Source organism: Pseudomonas fluorescens (assembly GCF_902497995.1).
GTDB lineage: Bacteria > Pseudomonadota > Gammaproteobacteria > Pseudomonadales > Pseudomonadaceae > Aquipseudomonas > Aquipseudomonas fluorescens_BK.
In genome coordinates this window covers 21,771-39,128 of the sequence record NZ_CABVII010000003.1, presented here as the reverse complement: position 1 = coordinate 39,128, position 17,358 = coordinate 21,771, and the positions used below count along the sequence as shown (strand labels likewise).

11 protein-coding genes are annotated in these 17,358 nt (G+C 60.5%); 4 read left to right on the top strand and 7 right to left on the bottom strand.

Annotated features, from left to right (window positions below; genetic code table 11):
• Positions 1 to 212: 212 nt before the first annotated feature.
• Positions 213 to 428: a ribosome modulation factor gene (gene rmf, locus F8N80_RS04035; protein ID WP_150745412.1), complete on the bottom strand. Its 216-nt coding sequence runs from the start codon at positions 426 to 428 to the stop codon at positions 213 to 215.
• A gap of 531 nt (positions 429 to 959) precedes the next feature.
• On the opposite strand from rmf, the gene rlmKL reads away from it, so the two are divergent.
• On the top strand, positions 960 to 3,236 hold the full coding sequence (rlmKL, locus tag F8N80_RS04030; RefSeq protein WP_150745411.1) for a bifunctional 23S rRNA (guanine(2069)-N(7))-methyltransferase RlmK/23S rRNA (guanine(2445)-N(2))-methyltransferase RlmL: 2,277 nt from the start codon (positions 960 to 962) through the stop codon (positions 3,234 to 3,236).
• Positions 3,237 to 3,670: 434 nt separating this feature from the next.
• Positions 3,671 to 6,070 carry a sensor domain-containing diguanylate cyclase gene (locus F8N80_RS04020; protein ID WP_150783252.1) on the top strand — a complete coding sequence of 800 codons (2,400 nt, stop codon included), beginning with the start codon at positions 3,671 to 3,673 and terminating at the stop codon, positions 6,068 to 6,070.
• A 142-nt stretch (positions 6,071 to 6,212) separates the two neighbouring features.
• On the opposite strand, the gene dacB is transcribed toward F8N80_RS04020, so the two are convergent.
• Complete coding sequence (dacB, locus tag F8N80_RS04015; protein WP_150745408.1) at positions 6,213 to 7,673, bottom strand: D-alanyl-D-alanine carboxypeptidase/D-alanyl-D-alanine endopeptidase; 1,461 nt, start codon at positions 7,671 to 7,673, stop codon at positions 6,213 to 6,215.
• A gap of 232 nt (positions 7,674 to 7,905) precedes the next feature.
• Between dacB and F8N80_RS04010 the strand changes: the two genes are divergently transcribed.
• On the top strand, positions 7,906 to 8,250 hold the full coding sequence (locus F8N80_RS04010) for a YggL family protein (RefSeq protein WP_007896965.1): 345 nt from the start codon (positions 7,906 to 7,908) through the stop codon (positions 8,248 to 8,250).
• Between the two features lie 160 nt (positions 8,251 to 8,410).
• On the opposite strand, the gene F8N80_RS04005 is transcribed toward F8N80_RS04010, so the two are convergent.
• Positions 8,411 to 9,601: a benzoate/H(+) symporter BenE family transporter gene (locus F8N80_RS04005; RefSeq protein WP_150745407.1), complete on the bottom strand. Its 1,191-nt coding sequence runs from the start codon at positions 9,599 to 9,601 to the stop codon at positions 8,411 to 8,413.
• 353 nt (positions 9,602 to 9,954) lie between these two features.
• Here F8N80_RS04005 and F8N80_RS04000 point away from each other — a divergent pair, with 353 nt between their 5' ends.
• Positions 9,955 to 10,719, top strand: coding sequence for a GntR family transcriptional regulator (locus F8N80_RS04000; RefSeq protein ID WP_150745406.1), 765 nt, complete (start codon positions 9,955 to 9,957; stop codon positions 10,717 to 10,719).
• A 216-nt stretch (positions 10,720 to 10,935) separates the two neighbouring features.
• On the opposite strand, the gene guaD is transcribed toward F8N80_RS04000, so the two are convergent.
• From guaD to xdhA, 4 genes are all read right to left on the bottom strand, one after another.
• The gene (gene guaD / locus F8N80_RS03995) at positions 10,936 to 12,240 is read right to left on the bottom strand and encodes a guanine deaminase (RefSeq protein WP_150745405.1); all 1,305 of its coding nucleotides are present in this window, start codon (positions 12,238 to 12,240) and stop codon (positions 10,936 to 10,938) included.
• A gap of 23 nt (positions 12,241 to 12,263) precedes the next feature.
• A complete protein-coding gene (xdhC, locus tag F8N80_RS03990) occupies positions 12,264 to 13,109 on the bottom strand; it encodes a xanthine dehydrogenase accessory protein XdhC (RefSeq protein ID WP_150783251.1) in 846 nt (281 codons plus the stop codon).
• 136 nt (positions 13,110 to 13,245) lie between these two features.
• Positions 13,246 to 15,645 (bottom strand): xanthine dehydrogenase molybdopterin binding subunit, encoded by a 2,400-nt coding sequence (gene xdhB, locus F8N80_RS03985; RefSeq protein ID WP_150783250.1) that lies wholly within the window; start codon positions 15,643 to 15,645, stop codon positions 13,246 to 13,248.
• Positions 15,638 to 17,092: a xanthine dehydrogenase small subunit gene (gene xdhA, locus F8N80_RS03980; protein WP_150745402.1), complete on the bottom strand. Its 1,455-nt coding sequence runs from the start codon at positions 17,090 to 17,092 to the stop codon at positions 15,638 to 15,640. The genes xdhB and xdhA overlap by 8 nt, the downstream gene beginning before the upstream one ends.
• Between the last annotated feature and the right edge of the window lie 266 nt (positions 17,093 to 17,358).

Genomic DNA, 17,358 nt, shown 5'->3' with positions numbered 1-17,358 from the left:
GCGCCGCGGTGTATCTGTTGTACCGCGTCAGCGTTCTTCGCCGGCAAGTCGGAACGCCGCCCGCTGGCTCCTACAGGGAAGGTGTGTGACAGGAGATGCATAAAAAAGGGCTCCTCGAGGGAGCCCTTGGGCCGAAGCCCGCCGCCCGGATGGGGCGTGCGTGGTAAGTCGTTACATAATCAGATTGTCGTGTCGGAGTGTTAAGCCTTGTGTTAGCCGACGGCGTGAAGTTCGTTGAGTTTGTGGATTCCCGCAGTGCCGGTCATACCGTCCCAGTTGTCGCCGCGTCCTTCTCGCCAGCCGTTAATCCAGGCTTGGCGTACCGACGGTAGAGTAAATGGGCAAAGCTCACGGGATTTGCCACCAACGCCATATTGATATCCGCGCAAAAATGCTCTTTCCAACGGATCACGCTTAAGTCTTCTCATAGGGTGTTGCCCTCACTTGTTGACTGTATTTATCGCGTCGACCTCAATTGAGGTCTGGCAGAAAAAATTTCTGCCGTTGGGGCTCGCTGCCGGCGTCGCGAGCCAAGGTGTTGACGCCGTTGCGACGTCAACCTGTATTGAGTTCTAACCAATGCGTCACATCGAGGGAATGATCGTTTTGTCATAAGGACGTAACGATAATGATGGTAAGGCGATAAGTAACACGATGTTTGTCCGCCGTTAATTGGTAAAACCCCGGTATGATTGGCCCTGCGCCAGATGCTGGGGGTTGATCCTTTGCTGAGAATATCTCGCGTTCTGGCGGGCATTATTCGACGAAGGGTCGATTTATGACATTTTGTTGCTACAACTTTTTTATCTACCTGTGCATCTAAGCTCTTTTGACCGGAGCAGCAGGGGTGGGACGGCACACCTTCGTGCCACGCGGGCGCTCTTTTAGAAAAGCGCCTGATTGAAAACCGGGCCGGCAATGCGTTGCCGGTCCACTCAGCTAAAGGTTCTGGAATTCCCATGTCCGATCGTTTCGAACTCTTCCTCACTTGCCCCAAAGGCCTTGAAGGCCTGCTTATCGAGGAAGCCGTCGGGCTTGGCCTTGAAGAAGCGCGTGAGCACACCTCTGCCGTGCGCGGCATGGCAACCATGGAAACCGCTTATCGCCTGTGCCTGTGGTCGCGTCTGGCGAACCGGGTGCTGCTGGTGCTCAAGCGTTTCCCGATGAAGGATGCCGAAGACCTCTACCACGGTGTGCTCGATATCGAGTGGCAAGACCACATGCTCAATGACGGCACCCTGGCCGTCGAGTTCAGCGGTCACGGCTCGGGGATCGACAACACCCACTTCGGCGCCCTGAAGGTCAAGGACGCCATCGTCGACAAACTGCGTACCCCGCAGGGCGACCGTCCCTCCATCGACAAGCTCAACCCGGACCTGCGCATTCACCTGCGCCTGGATCGCGGCGAAGCGATTCTCTCCCTCGACCTGTCCGGCCACAGCCTGCATCAGCGCGGTTATCGCCTGCAGCAAGGTGCGGCGCCACTGAAGGAAAACCTCGCGGCCGCCATCCTGATCCGTTCCGGCTGGCCACGCATTGCAGCCGAAGGCGGCGCGCTGGCTGACCCGATGTGCGGTGTCGGTACCTTCCTCGTGGAAGCGGCGATGATCGCTGCCGACATGGCACCGAACCTGCGTCGCGAGCAGTGGGGCTTCACCGCCTGGCTCGGTCACGTGCCGGCGCTGTGGAAAAAACTTCACGAAGAAGCCACCGAGCGTTCCGCTGCCGGCCTGGCCAGGCCACCGCTGTGGATTCGTGGCTACGAAGCCGACCCGCGCCTGATTCAACCGGGCCGCAACAACGTCGAGCGCGCCGGCCTGAGCGAGTGGATCAAGATCTACCAGGGCGAAGTCGGTACCTTCGAACCGCGTCCGGACCAGAACCAGAAAGGCCTGGTGATCTGCAACCCACCGTACGGCGAACGTCTGGGTGACGAGGCGAGCTTGCTCTACCTGTACCAGAACCTCGGCGAACGTCTGCGTCAGGCTTGCCTGAACTGGGAAGCCGCGGTATTCACCGGCGCCCCTGACCTGGGCAAACGCATGGGCATTCGCAGCCACAAACAATATTCATTCTGGAACGGCGCCTTGCCGTGCAAATTGTTGCTGATCAAGGTCACACCGGACCAGTTCGTCACCGGCGAGCGGCGCACCCCGGAACAGCGTCAGCTCGAGCGTGAACAAGTTCAAGCCGAAGTAGAAGTCACCGACAACGATGTGGTGCCGGGCAAGTACGAGAAGTACAACAAGAACGGCAACCCGATCAAACCGACGCCGGTGGTGGTCGAGCAACCGCGCTTGAGCGAAGGCGGACAGATGTTCGCCAATCGCCTGCAAAAGAACCTCAAGGCCCTGGGCAAGTGGGTCAAGCGTGAAGGCATCGACTGCTATCGCGTGTATGACGCCGACATGCCGGAATACTCCATGGCCATCGACCTGTATCAGGATTGGGTCCACGTCCAGGAATACGCCGCACCGAAATCCATCGATCCGGAAAAAGCCTCGGCGCGCATGTTCGACGCCCTCGCGGCCATTCCGCAGGCGTTGAACATCGACAAGAGCCGCGTGGTGGTCAAGCGTCGCGAACGTCAGAGCGGCACCAAGCAATATGAGCGCCAGGCCGCCCAGGGCAAGTTCGTCGAGGTCAACGAAGGCGGCGTGAAGCTGCTGGTCAACCTCACCGACTACCTCGACACCGGGCTGTTCCTTGACCATCGGCCGATGCGCATGCGAATCCAGAAAGAGGCGGCCGGCAAGCGCTTCCTCAACCTGTATTGCTACACCGCGACCGCCAGCGTCCATGCGGCCAAGGGCGGTGCACGCAGCACCACCAGCGTCGACTTGTCGAAAACCTACCTGGACTGGGCGCGTCGCAACCTGTCGCTCAATGGCTTCTCCGACAAGAACCGGTTGGAGCAGGGCGACGTGATGGCCTGGCTTGACGCCTGCCGTGACGAGTACGACCTGATCTTCATTGACCCGCCGACCTTCTCCAACTCCAAGCGCATGGAAGGCATCTTCGATGTGCAACGTGACCAGGTGCAGCTGATCGACCTGGCCATGGCGCGGCTGGCACCGGGTGGGGTGTTGTACTTCTCCAACAACTTCCGCAAGTTCACCCTGGAGGAGAACCTCACCGAGCGTTACGCGGTCGAGGATATTACCGCCCAGACTATCGATCCTGATTTCGCCCGTAATGGCAAAATCCACCGCGCGTGGAAAATCACGGCGCGTTGACAGTGAATTGATTGGAACAACTGTAGGAGCCAGCGGGCGGCGATCCGACTTGCCGGCGAAGAACGATAATGCGGTGCAACAGATACACCGCAGCGTCTGGTTCGCGGGCAAGCCTCGCTCCTACAGGCGAAGAACGATAACGCGGTATTACCGTTACACCGCGGCGCCTGGTTCGCCGGCAAGCCTGGCTCCTACAGGCGAAGAACGATAACGCGGTATTACAGAGACACCGCGTCGTCTGATTCGCCTGTAGGAGCGAGGCTTGCCCGCGAAGAACGATAACGCGGTATTACCGTTACACCGCGGCGCCTGGTTCGCCGGCAAGTCGGATCGCCGCCCGCTGGCTCCTACAGGACTGGTGAATTTAGTGGCTAATAGCTATAACTCAAGGTAGCCAATGGGCTTTCCCGCACCTGGCGTCTTGAGTTGCGTCTATGTCGTTGAACGCCGTGCGCCCGAAGATCCTGGGGTTTATCAGTGAAGACGTCTCGGCCTGGCTGGTCGCGCTGCTGGTATTGCTTGTTGGCGGGATTCTCACGGGATTGCTGGCCTGGGCGACGCTGAATCTGTTTCACCAACAATTGCGGCAACGTTTCCAGCTGCTGGCCAGTGAACGTTACAGCCGTATCGAAGAACGCTTTGAAAATCAGCAGCAGCGCCTCGATGGCCTGCGCCGGTTCTTTGCCAATTCCGACTCGGTATCCCGTGAGGAATTCGACGGTTACACCCAATCTTTGCTTCATAGAGCCCAGGCGTACTCGTTCGCTCGACGGGTGAGCCGTGCCGAACGGCCGGAATTCGAGCGGCAGGTGCGCGAAGAAGGGCTGCCTGATTTCACCATCCGTGAACTTGTTGCCGACGGTCAGCTGCAACGGGCGGCCGAACGGGATGAGTACGTGCCGGTACTCTTCAGTCAGACCCAGAGCACACTCGGCTCGCCACTGGGCTACGACTTGCTGGCCCAACCCTTGCGTCGCTCCACGCTTGAGCGGGCGGACGCGCTGGGTGGCATGGCGGTTTCGCAGCCGCTGCATCTGGTCAATATCGAACCGGCCTATGCGCTCGGTGTGCTGCTGGTGGCACCGCTGATGCCGCGCGACAGTCCGAGCGCGACAGCAGTCAAACCTTACGGCTATGTGATGGCGGTCATCAGCATGCGCCAGTTGCTGGCGGACGGGTTGCCCGAGGCGGATCGTGATTATCTCTCGGTGCGTATCCTCGATTTATCCACCGACGATCGGCACGAAGTGCTTTTCCAATCCTCCAATACGCCTGCTACCAGTGAGTTGTCCGCGACCCGGTTGCTGCGAATGGCCGACCGCGATTATCAAGTCGACATCCTGTCCAGCGAGGCCTTCCTGCAGGCCAACCACTCTTCGGTAACCAGCCTGGTGGTGCTGGGCAGTTTGCTCAGTGTGTTGCTCAGTGCCTTGCTTTACGTGCTGGTCAGTCAGCGTCAGCGGGCGCTGAAAATGGTCGAACAGCGGACCCAGGAGCTGCACGCCCGTGAACGGGAGCTGCGCGGCACCCACGGCCAGTTGCGCGGCGTGCTGGATGCCGCGACGCAGGTGGCGATCATTGCCACCGACCTGCGGGGCATCATCAGCACGTTCAACGCCGGTGCGGAGCAAATGCTCGGCTACACCAGCGCGCAAGCGGTGGGCCATATGACCCTGGAAAACCTGCACCTGCCCCGAGAGCTCGTGGCGCGTTCGGCGGAGTTGAGCGCGCGTTATGGCAAGCCGATTCCGACCTGCCAGGCGATGTTGGTCGAGGGTGGCGAAGAGGGCGGTCACGAAGCGCGGGAGTGGACGCTGCTGCGCAGCGATGGCAGCCATCTGGCGGTGAACATGCTGGCAACCCCGGTACTCGACGAGCAAGGCCTGTGGGTCGGCCACTTGGCGATCTGTATCGACATCACTGAGCGCAAGCGGGTCCACGAGGCCCTGGCGGCCCGGGATCTGTTGCTGAAGAAGCTCAGCGCCCATGTGCCCGGAGGCATCTACCAATTCAAGATGGAGTTCGACGGGCGCTTCAGTGTGATTTACGCCAGCGACGGTATCCGTGAGATCTATGAGTTGGAACCCGAGGTGTTGTTGCTCGATGCCGAAACGATGTTCACCCGGATTCATCCCCAGGACACGGCCCGGGTCCGCGCCTCGATCCGGGCCTCGGCAGACACCCTCAGCCCGTGGCGCGAAGAATACCGCGTGCAGTTGCCCGTGCGCGGCCTGCGCTGGGTCCGGGGCGAGGCGACCCCGGAGGAACTGCCCGGCGGCGGCGTGCTCTGGCACGGCTACATCTCTGACATTTCCGACATGAAACGGGTCGAGGAAGAGCTGCGGGCGCTGTCGGTCACGGACTCCCTGACCGGGATCCACAACCGCCGCTATTTCCAGGAGCGCCTGACCACCGAAATGGCCCGGGTCGAGCGCGGTGGCGGCAAGTTGTCGGTGATCATGCTCGACATCGACCACTTCAAGCGCATCAATGACCAGCATGGCCACGCGGTGGGCGATCGAGTGTTGCAGGCAGTGTGCGAGCGCATCGGCCATCGGTTGCGTCGCACCGATGTATTTTGTCGCCTGGGGGGCGAGGAGTTCATGGTGCTTTGCCCGGATATCGACGGCGATAAGGCCCGGGTGTTGGCGTTGGAGTTGTGGCAAGGGTTGCGCGGTTCACCGATCGACGACGTCGGGATCGTCACCGCGAGTTTCGGCATTGCCAGTTGGCGGGTCGGGGAGGGGGCGGATGGGCTGCTGCTGCGGGCCGATTCCGGGGTTTATGCGGCGAAACAGGCGGGGCGGGATCGGGTTGAAAGCGAGATGGATTAACGAGCTGGCTGTACGCGATCAACTGTAGGAGCGAGGCTTGCCCGCGAAGGCGTAGTGTCAGTCAACATCAATGTTGGATGGAGCGACGCCTTCGCGGGCAAGCCTCGCTCCTACAGTTGATCTCTGTGTTCTTGAAATCGGGTTACAACACCGAAGCCGTTTCCGGCAGTTTCGGCTGGCGATACAGGTCCAGCAGCACCTGATCCAGCACCGAGGATGCGCCAAACGGTGCCTTGTCGTTGAGGATCGCCACCACCGCCCAGGTATTGCCATTGATGTCGCGGCTGTAGCCGGCAATCGCCCGAACGGTATTCAGGGTGCCGGTCTTGACGTGGGCTTCGCCGCGCATGGCGGTGGTCTTCAGGCGTTTGCGCATGGTGCCGTCGGTGCCGGCAATCGGCATCGAGCTGATGAACTCGGCCGAATACGGGCTTCTCCAGGCCGCTTGCAGCATGCCGGCCATTTCCCGGGCACTGACTCGTTCGGCACGGGACAGGCCGGAACCGTTCTCCATCACCAGGTGCGGCGCGGTGATGCCTTTTCTCGCCAGCCACTGACGCACGACACGTTGAGCAGCCTTGGCGTCGTCACCGTCGGCGTCAGTGCGGAATTTCTGGCCCAGGCTCAGAAACAGCTGCTGGGCCATGGTGTTGTTACTGTATTTGTTGATGTCGCGGATGATTTCCGCCAGGTCCGGCGAGAAGGCGCGGGCCAGGACCTTGGCGTTTTTCGGCGTTGGCGCCAGCACATCCTTGCCCTGAATGCTGCCGCCCAATTCCTTCCAGATCGCCCGCACCGCACCCGCGGTGTAGGTCGCGTGGTCGAGCAGCGACAGGTAAGTCTGGGAACTGCAGCCGTCGCCCAGCTGGCCGCCGACGGTCACGGTCACGCTGCCGTCGGCCTGGGTGACGGGGTTGTACCGTACGCCCCCGGTGCATTGCTTGGAATTGACGGCCTTGACCTGGTTTTCGATACGAATGCTGGCGATCGGCGGTTCCACCGACACCAGCACCCGGCCGTTGTCATTGCGCGCGACAAAACGCAGGGCCTTGAGGTTGACCAGCAGCGAGTCGGGTTTGACCAGGAACGGTTTGTTGTCGTCATTGCCGTCGTCGTTGAACTCGGGCAGTTGCGGTTGCATGAAGAAGTTGCGGTCCAGCACCAGATCGCCGGTGATCTGCGTTACACCGTTGGCACGCAGGTCGCGCATCAGCAGCCAGAGTTTTTCCATGTTCAGCTTGGGGTCGCCGCCACCCTTGAGGTAGAGGTTGCCGTTGAGAATGCCGCCGCTGAGGGTACCGTCGGTGTAGAACTCGGTTTTCCACTGGTGATTCGGGCCGAGCATTTCCAGGGCCGCGTAAGTGGTGACCAGCTTCATGGTCGAGGCCGGATTGACCGAGACGTCAGCGTTGTAAATGGTCGGGGTGCCAGGGCCGTTGAGCGGGATCATCACCAGCGACAGGGCGGTATTCGGCATTTTGCTGGCCTTGATGGCCTTTTCGACATTGGGTGACAGAGCGGTATTGATCGCAGCGGCGGAGACGGAGAAGGCCAGGGGAAACAGTAAACCGGCCAGCAACAATGGGCGCAAAGACTTGATCATGTGCAATAAAACCCTACAGCCGAGGGGAAAAAGACGAGGGCATGAAGATGAATTCCCTCAGTGGTCATGAAAGTGTCGGCATTATGCCCCAAGGTGTAGCGGCTTGCGCCGTGCCCTGGCCTCCAAACCCGCTATTTTTTACCGACGGTAGGCGTGGCGGCGCCGAGAGACGGGCAATCGGCGTCTTAAACTGCTAAAGTGCCGCCCGTTATTACTTATGAGGATTGTTCCAATGGCGACTAACCGTTCCCAGCGTCTGCGCAAAAAACTGTGCGTCGATGAATTTCAAGAGCTGGGTTTCGAGCTGAACCTGGATTTCAAAGAAGATTTGGCTGATGAAGCCATTGATGCTTTCCTCGATGCATTCCTCAAAGAAGCCATGGAAGCCAACGGTCTGGGCTATGTTGGCGGCGACGACTTCGGTCTGGTTTGCCTGCAGAAGCGTGGCTCGGTTTCCGAAGAGCAGCGTGCCGCTGTTGAAGCCTGGCTCAAGGGCCGCAGCGAATTGACGGAAGCGACCGTCAGCCCGCTGATCGACGTCTGGTACCCGGAAAAGCCGATCAATCCGGTAGCTTGATGTCATAAAAAACGGCGACCCTCGGGTCGCCGTTTTTTTATGCTTTTTTTTTGTAGGAGCGAGGCTTGCCCGCGAAGGCGTCGTGTCATTCAACATTGATATCGACTGACGCGACGCCTTCGCGGGCAAGTCGGATCGCCGCCCGCTCGCTCCTACAAAGTCACGTTCTACGCCAATTCAAGATAACCAGCGTCAACACCCCCGCCACAATCCCCCAGAACGCCGAACCGATGGAAAACAGCGTCAACCCCGACGCCGTGACCATGAAGGTGATCAGCGCCGCTTCACGCTCCTTCACTTCGTTCATGGCAATGCTCAAGCCATTGATGATCGAGCCGAACAGCGCCAGCGCGGCGATCGACAGCACCAACTCTTTAGGCAATGCGGCAAACAGGGCCGCCAACGTTGCGCCGAACACCCCGGCGATCCCGTAGAAAATCCCGCACCAGACGGCTGCCGTGTAGCGCTTGTGGCGATCCTCATGGGCATGGGGCCCGGTGCAGATCGCCGCGCTGATGGCCGCCAGGTTGATCCCGTGGGAACCGAAGGGTGCCAATAATAATGAGGCGATGCCGGTGGTGGTGATCAGTGGCGAGGCCGGCACGGTGTAACCGTCGGCGCGCAACACGGCGATGCCCGGCATGTTCTGCGACGTCATCGCCACCACGAACAGCGGAATGCCGATGCTGATGGTCGCGGCCAGGGAGAAGTGCGGGGTAGTCCAGACCGGCGTCGCCAGTTCCAGATGGAAACCGCTGAAATCCAGCAACCCCATCAAGCCCGACAGCGCCGTGCCGATCAGCAATGCCGCCAGCACCGCATAACGCGGGGACAAGCGCTTGACCAGCAGATAAGTGAAGAACATCCCCAGCACCAGCGCGGTGCGATGTTGCGCGGCGACAAAGATTTCACTGCCGATCTTGAACAGAATCCCTGCCAGCAAGGCCGCGGCCAATGAGGCCGGAATCTTTTTCACCAGACGCTCGAAGCTGCCGGTCAAACCACAGGCCGTCACCAGCACCGCGCAAGTAATGTAGGCGCCGATGGCTTCGCCGTAGCTCACGCCGCCCAGGCTGGTGATCAGCAAGGCTGCGCCGGGGGTCGACCAGGCGATGGTAATGGGCGTGCGATAACGCAACGACAGGCCGATCGAGCACACCGCCATGCCGATCGAGATCGCCCAGATCCACGATGAAATCTGCCCGCTGGTCAGGCCCGCCGCTTGCCCGGCCTGGAACATCAGCACCAGGGAGCTGGTGTAGCCGGTCATCATCGCGATGAAGCCGGCGACGATGGCCGAGGGCGAGGTGTCGGCCAGAGGGCGGAGCTGCGTGTGCGTGGCGTCGGTCATGACAGCGGTGTTCCTTATACGTACGAAAATATCCGTAGCGCACTGAATCCTGTAGGAGCGAGGCTTGCCCGCGAAGGCGTGGTGTCAGTCGACATCAATGTTGATTGACACCACGCCTTCGCGGGCAAGCCTCGCTCCTACAGGAGATCGCAGCTGCGGATTCTGGGTTAAAGCCTAAACTCAAACCTAATGGACCGTTGCAATACAGCCGCGGCGACAAACAGCCGTACAGTCGTGTTGCCACCCGTCATTGTGTACAATCGCAGTGTTTTTTACGCGATACTTGCCAGTGACCCACTGTGCCGTATTACAGTCACGGTCAATTCGCCGCCGTTCTCCCGATTCGAGTGCCCATGAACGAACAGTTGCAGCCCCTAAAGAAACAACCGCGCGCAGGCAAAGCCGGCCGCAGCGGTACCCAGGACGATATTGTCTATGCGCATATCTTCGAGGCGATCCTCGAACAGCGTCTGGCGCCCGGCACCAAGTTGAGCGAAGAAGCGCTGGGGGAAATTTTCGGGGTCAGTCGCACCATCATTCGCCGTGCGCTGTCGCGCCTGGCCCATGAAAGCGTCGTGCTGCTGCGTCCGAACCGCGGCGCAGTCGTCGCCAGCCCGAGTGTGGAAGAAGCCCGCCAGGTGTTCCTGGCCCGGCGTCTGGTGGAGCGGGCGATCACTGAACTGGCCGTGCAGCACGCCACTGCCGAGCAGATTGCCGAATTGCGACAGATGGTCGACGACGAGCGTGACAGCTTCTCCCGTGGCGATCGGGGTGCCGGTATCCGTTTGTCGGGCGAGTTCCATCTGAAGTTGGCCGAAGCGGCGAAGAATGCCCCACTGATCAGCTTCCAGCGCAGCCTGGTGTCGCAGACTTCGCTGATCATCGCCCAGTATGAAAACGGCAACCGTTCCCACTGTTCCTACGACGAACACACCCAGCTGATCGATGCCATCGAAGCGCGCAACGCTGAGCTGGCGGTGGATTTGATGATGCATCACATGAATCACATCGACAGCAAGCTCAACCTTGACGAGGAAAGTGCGTCGGATGACCTGCATGCGGTGTTCTCGCATTTGTTGCAGACCAGGAAGCCGGGGCGGCCGTTGGCCAAGTTCTAAGTCAGACCGAGTCGCGGCCTTCGCCAAGCTCTAAGTTAGACCGAGTCGCACCCTTCGCGAGCAAGCCCGCTCCCACATTCGATTTATTTCGATCACAGCATGTGTGTACGACATCGATCTAATGTGGGAGCGGGCTTGCTCGCGAAGGCGGCTTCAAAGACACAGAGAAATCCCCCGCAACCACAATCGCGGGGGATTTTTTATGCCCGGAATAACCTACCGCTGATGCACCTGATTCCCCGCCGCATAAGTCTGCAGAACAGTCCGGTCATCCCCCAGCGTCATCAACACAAACAAGGTCTCGGCAATGTTATTGGCCTGCTTCAAGCGATAGCTCAGCAACGGCGTGGCGTTGTAGTCCAGCACCAGGAAGTCGGCGTCGGTGCCCGGTTGGAGGGTGCCGATCTTGTCTTCCAGGCGCAGCGCACGCGCGCCGCCGAGGGTTGCCAGGTACAGCGATTTGAACGGGCTCAGTCGCGCCCCTTGCAGCTGCATGACCTTGTACGCTTCGTTCAACGTTTGCAGCAGCGAGAAACTGGTGCCGCCGCCGACGTCCGTACCCAGCCCGACATTCAGCTTGTGCTTCTCGGCCATTGGCAGGTTGAACAGGCCACTGCCGAGGAAGAAGTTCGAGGTCGGGCAGAAGGCGATGGCCGAGCCGGTTTCCGCCAGCCGGGCGCACTCGTCGTCGCACAGGTGCACGCCATGGGCGAACACTGAACGCTCACCCAACAACTGGTAGTGATCGTAAACGTCCAGGTAGCCTTTACGCTCCGGGAACAGTTCCTTGACCCATTCGATTTCCTTGAGGTTTTCGCTGATGTGGGTCTGCATGTACAGATCCGGGAATTCGCTGAGCAACTGCCCAGCGAGGGTAAGCTGTTCCGGGGTGCTGGTCGGAGCGAAGCGCGGGGTGACGGCGTAGTGCAGGCGACCCTTACCGTGCCAGCGTTCGATCAGCGCCTTGCTTTGCACATAGCTGGATTCGGCGGTGTCGGTCAGGTAGTCCGGTGCGTTGCGATCCATCATCACCTTGCCGGCGATCATCCGCAGGTCCAGCTGTTCGGCGGCCTCGAAGAACGAGTTCACCGACTGCGGATGCACGCTGCCGAAGACCAGCGCGGTGGTGGTGCCGTTACGCAGTAGTTCCTTGATGAAAATGTCGGCGACTTCATCGGCGTGGGCCTTGTCGGCGAACTGGCTTTCGCAGGGGAAGGTGTAAGTGTTGAGCCAGTCCAGCAATTGCTCGCCGTAAGCACCGACCATGCCGGTTTGCGGCAGGTGGATGTGGGTGTCGATGAAGCCGGGGGTAATCAGCGCGTCCTGGTAATGGGTGATTTCGATATCGGCCGGCAGGGAGGGCAGCAGTTCACTGGCGTGACCAAGGGCACTGATTTTGCCGTTGTCGACCACCAGCAAGCCGTCTTCGAAATACTCGTACGAGGCTTCGATGCCCACTACGGCGGGGTCGGCGATGCTGTGCAGGATGGCGGCGCGGTAGGCTTTGCGAGTCAGAGGCATTGTCGTTCTCAGTTCGTGGCTTTTTAGTTCGAAGCGTGGCTGCGGCGTGAAGCAGGCAGCAGTTTGGCAATCGAGGATCCGGCGCTGGCAGTGTGCTGACCGAAATCGGCGTTATAGGTGGCGATGATTTCGCCGGCGATGGAGATGGCGATTTCCACAGGCAACTTGCCTTTGACTTCGCCGATGCCCATGGGGCAGCGCATGCGTTGCAGCACGGCGCTGTCGAAGCCTCGGTCGCGCAGGCGGTGTTCGAACTTCACCCGCTTGGTATTCGAACCGATCAGGCCGAAGTAGGCGAAGTCGTTGCGCTTGAGGATGGCGGCGGTGAGTTCAAGGTCGAGCTGGTGGTTGTGGGTCATGACGATGCAGTAGCTGCCGGCGGGCAGGTCGTCTACTTCGTCTACCGGTTCTTCGCTGACAATCTTGCGCACGCCGTGGGGCATCTGTTCCGGGAATTCCGTTTCCCGCGAGTCGATCCAGCGCACCCGGCAGGGCAGGCTGGCGAGCAACGGCACCAGCGCCCGACCGACATGACCGGCACCGAACACGGCGATCTGTGCCTGGACCTGGCCCATCGGCTCGAACAGCAACACGGTCACGCCGCCACAGCACTGGCCGAGGCCGGCGCCGAGGCTGAAGCGTTCCAGATGGGTGTCTTGCTTGCCGCTGGCAAGCATCTCGCGGCCGATCTGCATGGCCTTGTATTCCAGATGCCCGCCACCGATGGTGTCGAAGGTCTGGCTGGCGCTGATGACCATCTTCGAGCCGGCATTGCGCGGCGTCGAGCCGAGCTCTTCGATGATGGTCACCAGCACGCAGGGTTCACCCCGGGATTGCAGGTCGGCGAGGGCGTCGATCCAGTTGTACATGTTTTCACCCCTACAACATTGTTGTCTGTTCGGGTCTCTTCGCGGGCAAGCCTCGCTCCTACGGGATTGATGGTGGTCGGGAGATCACCGCCAACCTGTAGGAGCGAAGCTTGCCCGCGAAGGCCGCACCTCGGTCTTAAAGTGAAGCCAGCTCGGTTTCGGCCTCGACAGCCTTTGCCACCGTCAACTGCCGCATCTGCTCACACCCCCACAACACCCGCTCCGGCGTCGCCGGCGCATCGATTTTCGGCTGATGCCTGTAGTCGCCCAGACTCGCCACCGCATCCTTGATCGCACACCACGACGCAATGCCGAGCATGAACGGCGGCTCACCCACCGCCTTGGAATGAAACACCGTGTCTTCCGGGTTCTTGCGGTTTTCCACCAGCTTCACTCGCAGGTCCAGCGGCATGTCCGCCACCGCCGGAATCTTGTAGCTCGCCGGGCCGTTGGTCATCAGTTTGCCCTTGGCATTCCAGACCAGCTCTTCCATGGTCAGCCAGCCCATGCCCTGGATGAAACCACCCTCGACCTGGCCGATGTCGATGGCCGGGTTCAGCGAGTCGCCGACGTCGTGGAGGATGTCGGTGCGCAGCATCTTGTACTCGCCGGTCAGGGTGTCGACGATCACCTCGCAACAGGCCGCGCCAAAGGCGTAGTAGTAGAACGGCCGACCACGGGCCTGACTGCGGTCGTAGTAGATTTTCGGGGTCTTGTAGAACCCGGTGCTCGACAGCGAAACCTGAGCGAAATACGCCTGCTGGATCAGCGATTCGAAGGTCAGGATGTGATCGCGAACCCGCACATGACCGTTGTGGAATTCCACGTCTTCTTCGCTGACCTTGTAGTGCCGCGCGGCAAATTCGACCAGGCGCTTCTTGATGATTTCAGCGGCGTTCTGTGCGGCTTTGCCGTTGAGGTCGGCCCCACTGGAAGCGGCGGTCGGCGAGGTGTTCGGCACCTTGTCGGTGTTGGTCGCGGTGATCTGCACGCGGTCCATTTCCACCTGGAACACTTCGGCCACCACCTGCGCGACCTTGGTGTTGAGACCCTGGCCCATTTCCGTGCCGCCATGGTTCAGGTGGATACTGCCGTCGGTGTAGACGTGGATCAAGGCACCTGCCTGGTTAAGGAAGCTGGCGGTAAAGGAAATACCGAATTTCACCGGGGTCAGCGCCAGGCCTTTTTTCAGGATCGGGCTGTTGGCGTTGTAGCGACGGATCGCTTCGCGGCGCTCGGCGTACTGGCTGCTTTGTTCCAGTTCGGCGGTCATTTCCTCGAGCATGTTGTGCTCGACGGTCTGGTAGTAGTGAGTGACGTTACGCTCGGTCTTGCCGTAGTAGTTGGCCTTGCGCACCGCCAGCGGATCCAGGGCCAGGTGGCGGGCAATCGCGTCCATCACTTCTTCGATGGCGACCATGCCTTGCGGGCCGCCGAAACCACGGTAAGCGGTGTTCGACGCGGTGTTGGTCTTGCAGCGGTGGCCGTTGATGGTGGCATCGCCCAGGTAGTACGAGTTGTCGGCGTGGAACATCGCACGGTCGACGATCGACGCCGACAAATCGGGCGAGCAACCGCAGTTGCCGGCCAATTCCAGGGCGATGCCGTGCAGGCGACCGGTGCTGTCGAAGCCGACGTCGTACTCGACGTAGAACGGGTGACGCTTGCCGGTCATCAGCATGTCTTCGACCCGCGGCAGGCGCATCTTGGTCGGCTGGCCGGTGAGGTGCGCGATCACTGCGCACAAGCATGCCGGGCTGGCCGCCTGGGTTTCCTTGCCGCCGAAACCGCCGCCCATGCGACGCATGTCGACGACGATCTTGTTCATTGACACGTCCAGCACCTCGGCCACCAGTTTCTGCACTTCGGTGGGGTTCTGGGTCGAACAGTAGACGATCATCCCGCCGTCTTCGGTCGGCATCACCGAAGAGATCTGGGTTTCGAGGTAGAAATGTTCCTGGCCGCCGATGTGCAGCGTGCCTTGAATGCGATGCTCTGCGCTAGCCAGTGCCGATGCCGAATCGCCCCGCTGATGGGTGTGACTGTCGAGCACGAAGTGGCGTTTGCGCAGGGCTTCGACCACGTCCAGTACCGGCTCGAGATCTTCGTATTCGATGATCGCGGCCATGGCCGCCTTACGCGCGGTTTCCAGGTCTTTCGCCGCGACGGCGAGCACCGGTTGGCCGACGAACTGCACGTCATCGATGGCCAGCAGCGGGTCGCCAGGCAGCAAGGGGCCGATGTCTTTCAGGCCCGGCACGTCTTCGTGGGTGATGGCGATGCGCACGCCTTCGAAGGCGTAGCACGGCTGGGTGTCGATGCTGATGATTTTCGCGTGGGCGCGGTCCGACAGCCGTGCATAAACGTGCAGTTGGTTCGGGAATTCCAGCCGGTCGTCGATGTACTGCGCTTCGCCGGACACATGCTTGGCGGCGCTGTCGTGCTTGACGCTGCGGCCGACACCGGTGGTCAGGTCCTTGGCGAACAGTTCAGCCAGTTCGGCCTGGGTCTTCTCTACGGCGTGATGATTAGACATAAGCGGTCACCCGAGTCTCGATGTGCGGTGTTTGCAGTTCGATGAAGTATTTGCGCAGCAGGTTCTGCGCGCTGAGCAGGCGATATTCCTTGCTGGCGCGGAAGTCCGAGAGCGGTGTGAAATCCTCGGCCAGTGCGGCGCAGGCCCGCTCGACGGTATCGTTGTTCCAGGTGGCGCCCAGCAGCACGGCTTCACAGTGCTTGGCGCGTTTGGGGATGGCCGCCATGCCGCCAAACGCCACGCGGGCGTCGGCAATCACACCGTTGTCGATGCGCAGATTGAACGCGGCGCAGACCGCGGAAATGTCATCGTCCAGACGCTTGGACACTTTGTAGGCACGGAACAATTGTTCGGCACTGGCACGGGGCACGACGATCTTCTCGATGAACTCGCTCTCCTGGCGCGCGGTGACCCGGTAATCGATGAAGTAATCTTCCAGGGCCATGGTGCGGCGGGTTTCGCCTTTGCACAGTACGATCTGCGCACCCAGGGCGATCAGCAGCGGTGGTGAATCACCGATGGGCGAGGCGTTGCCGATGTTGCCGCCGAGGGTGCCCTGGTTGCGGATCTGCAAGGACGCGAAACGCTGCAACAGTTCGCCGAAGTCCGGGTATTCGGCCTTCAAGGCCTCGTAGCAATCGGAGAGGGCGGTGGCGGCACCGATTTCCAGGCGATCGTCGAACACCTCGATGCGCTTCATCTCGGTGACGTTGCCGACGTAGATCATCACCGGCAGGGTGCGATGGAACTGCGTGACTTCCAGCGCCAGATCCGTACCGCCGGCCAGCAGGCGCGCTTGTGGATAAGCGTCGTAGAGGTCAGCCAGGTCGGCCACGGTCAGCGGCACCAGGCAGCGCTTGTCGCCACTGTTGAGTTCGCCGATGTTGGTGGGGGCGATGGCTTTCAGACGGGCAATGGTATCGGCTTCACGCACATCGAACTGGTCCGGTTGCTTGGCGCAGCAGGACTGTTCGGCAGCGGCCAGGATCGGTCGATAGCCGGTGCAGCGGCAGAGGTTGCCGGCCAGGGCTTCGTGAGCTTTATGGGCGTCCGGTTGATCGCTGTTCTTTTGCAGGGCGAACAGCGACATCACGAAGCCCGGGGTGCAGAAGCCGCATTGCGAGCCGTGGCACTCGACCATGGCTTTCTGCACGCTGTGCAGTTCGCCCTTGTGCTTGAGGTCTTCAACGCTGATCAGTTGTTTGCCATGCAACGACGAAACAAAGGTCAGGCACGAGTTGAGGCTGCGGTAGCGAATGTGTTCGCGGCCGTCGTCTTCGGTCTGGAGTTCGCCAACCACCACGGTGCACGCGCCACAGTCGCCGCTGGCGCAGCCTTCTTTGGTGCCGGGTTTGCCCACATGGTCGCGCAGATAATTGAGCACGGTCAGGTTCGGGTCCAGGGCGTGCTCGCTACGGAGTTCCTGGTTAAGTAAAAACTGGATCACGGAAGGCCTCGCAGACTCGTTATTGTTGTTAACCGACAGGTACCGAATTTAGCAGGTCTGACTTTTCGGTCAATGATTTTTTGACCTAAAGGTCAGGAAATGATGTTTTGTCGATCAACGACTGGTTTGTTCATTATTGACCCTGGTTCGTCAGTCTGCTTTTTGCTTGAATCGTGCCAAAAACCACCGGACGGGCACTCCGCCAGGGCCTATCAATTGCGCTACACTGCGCCGCTTGTGCAAATCGAAGAGTTTGAAGAACAACC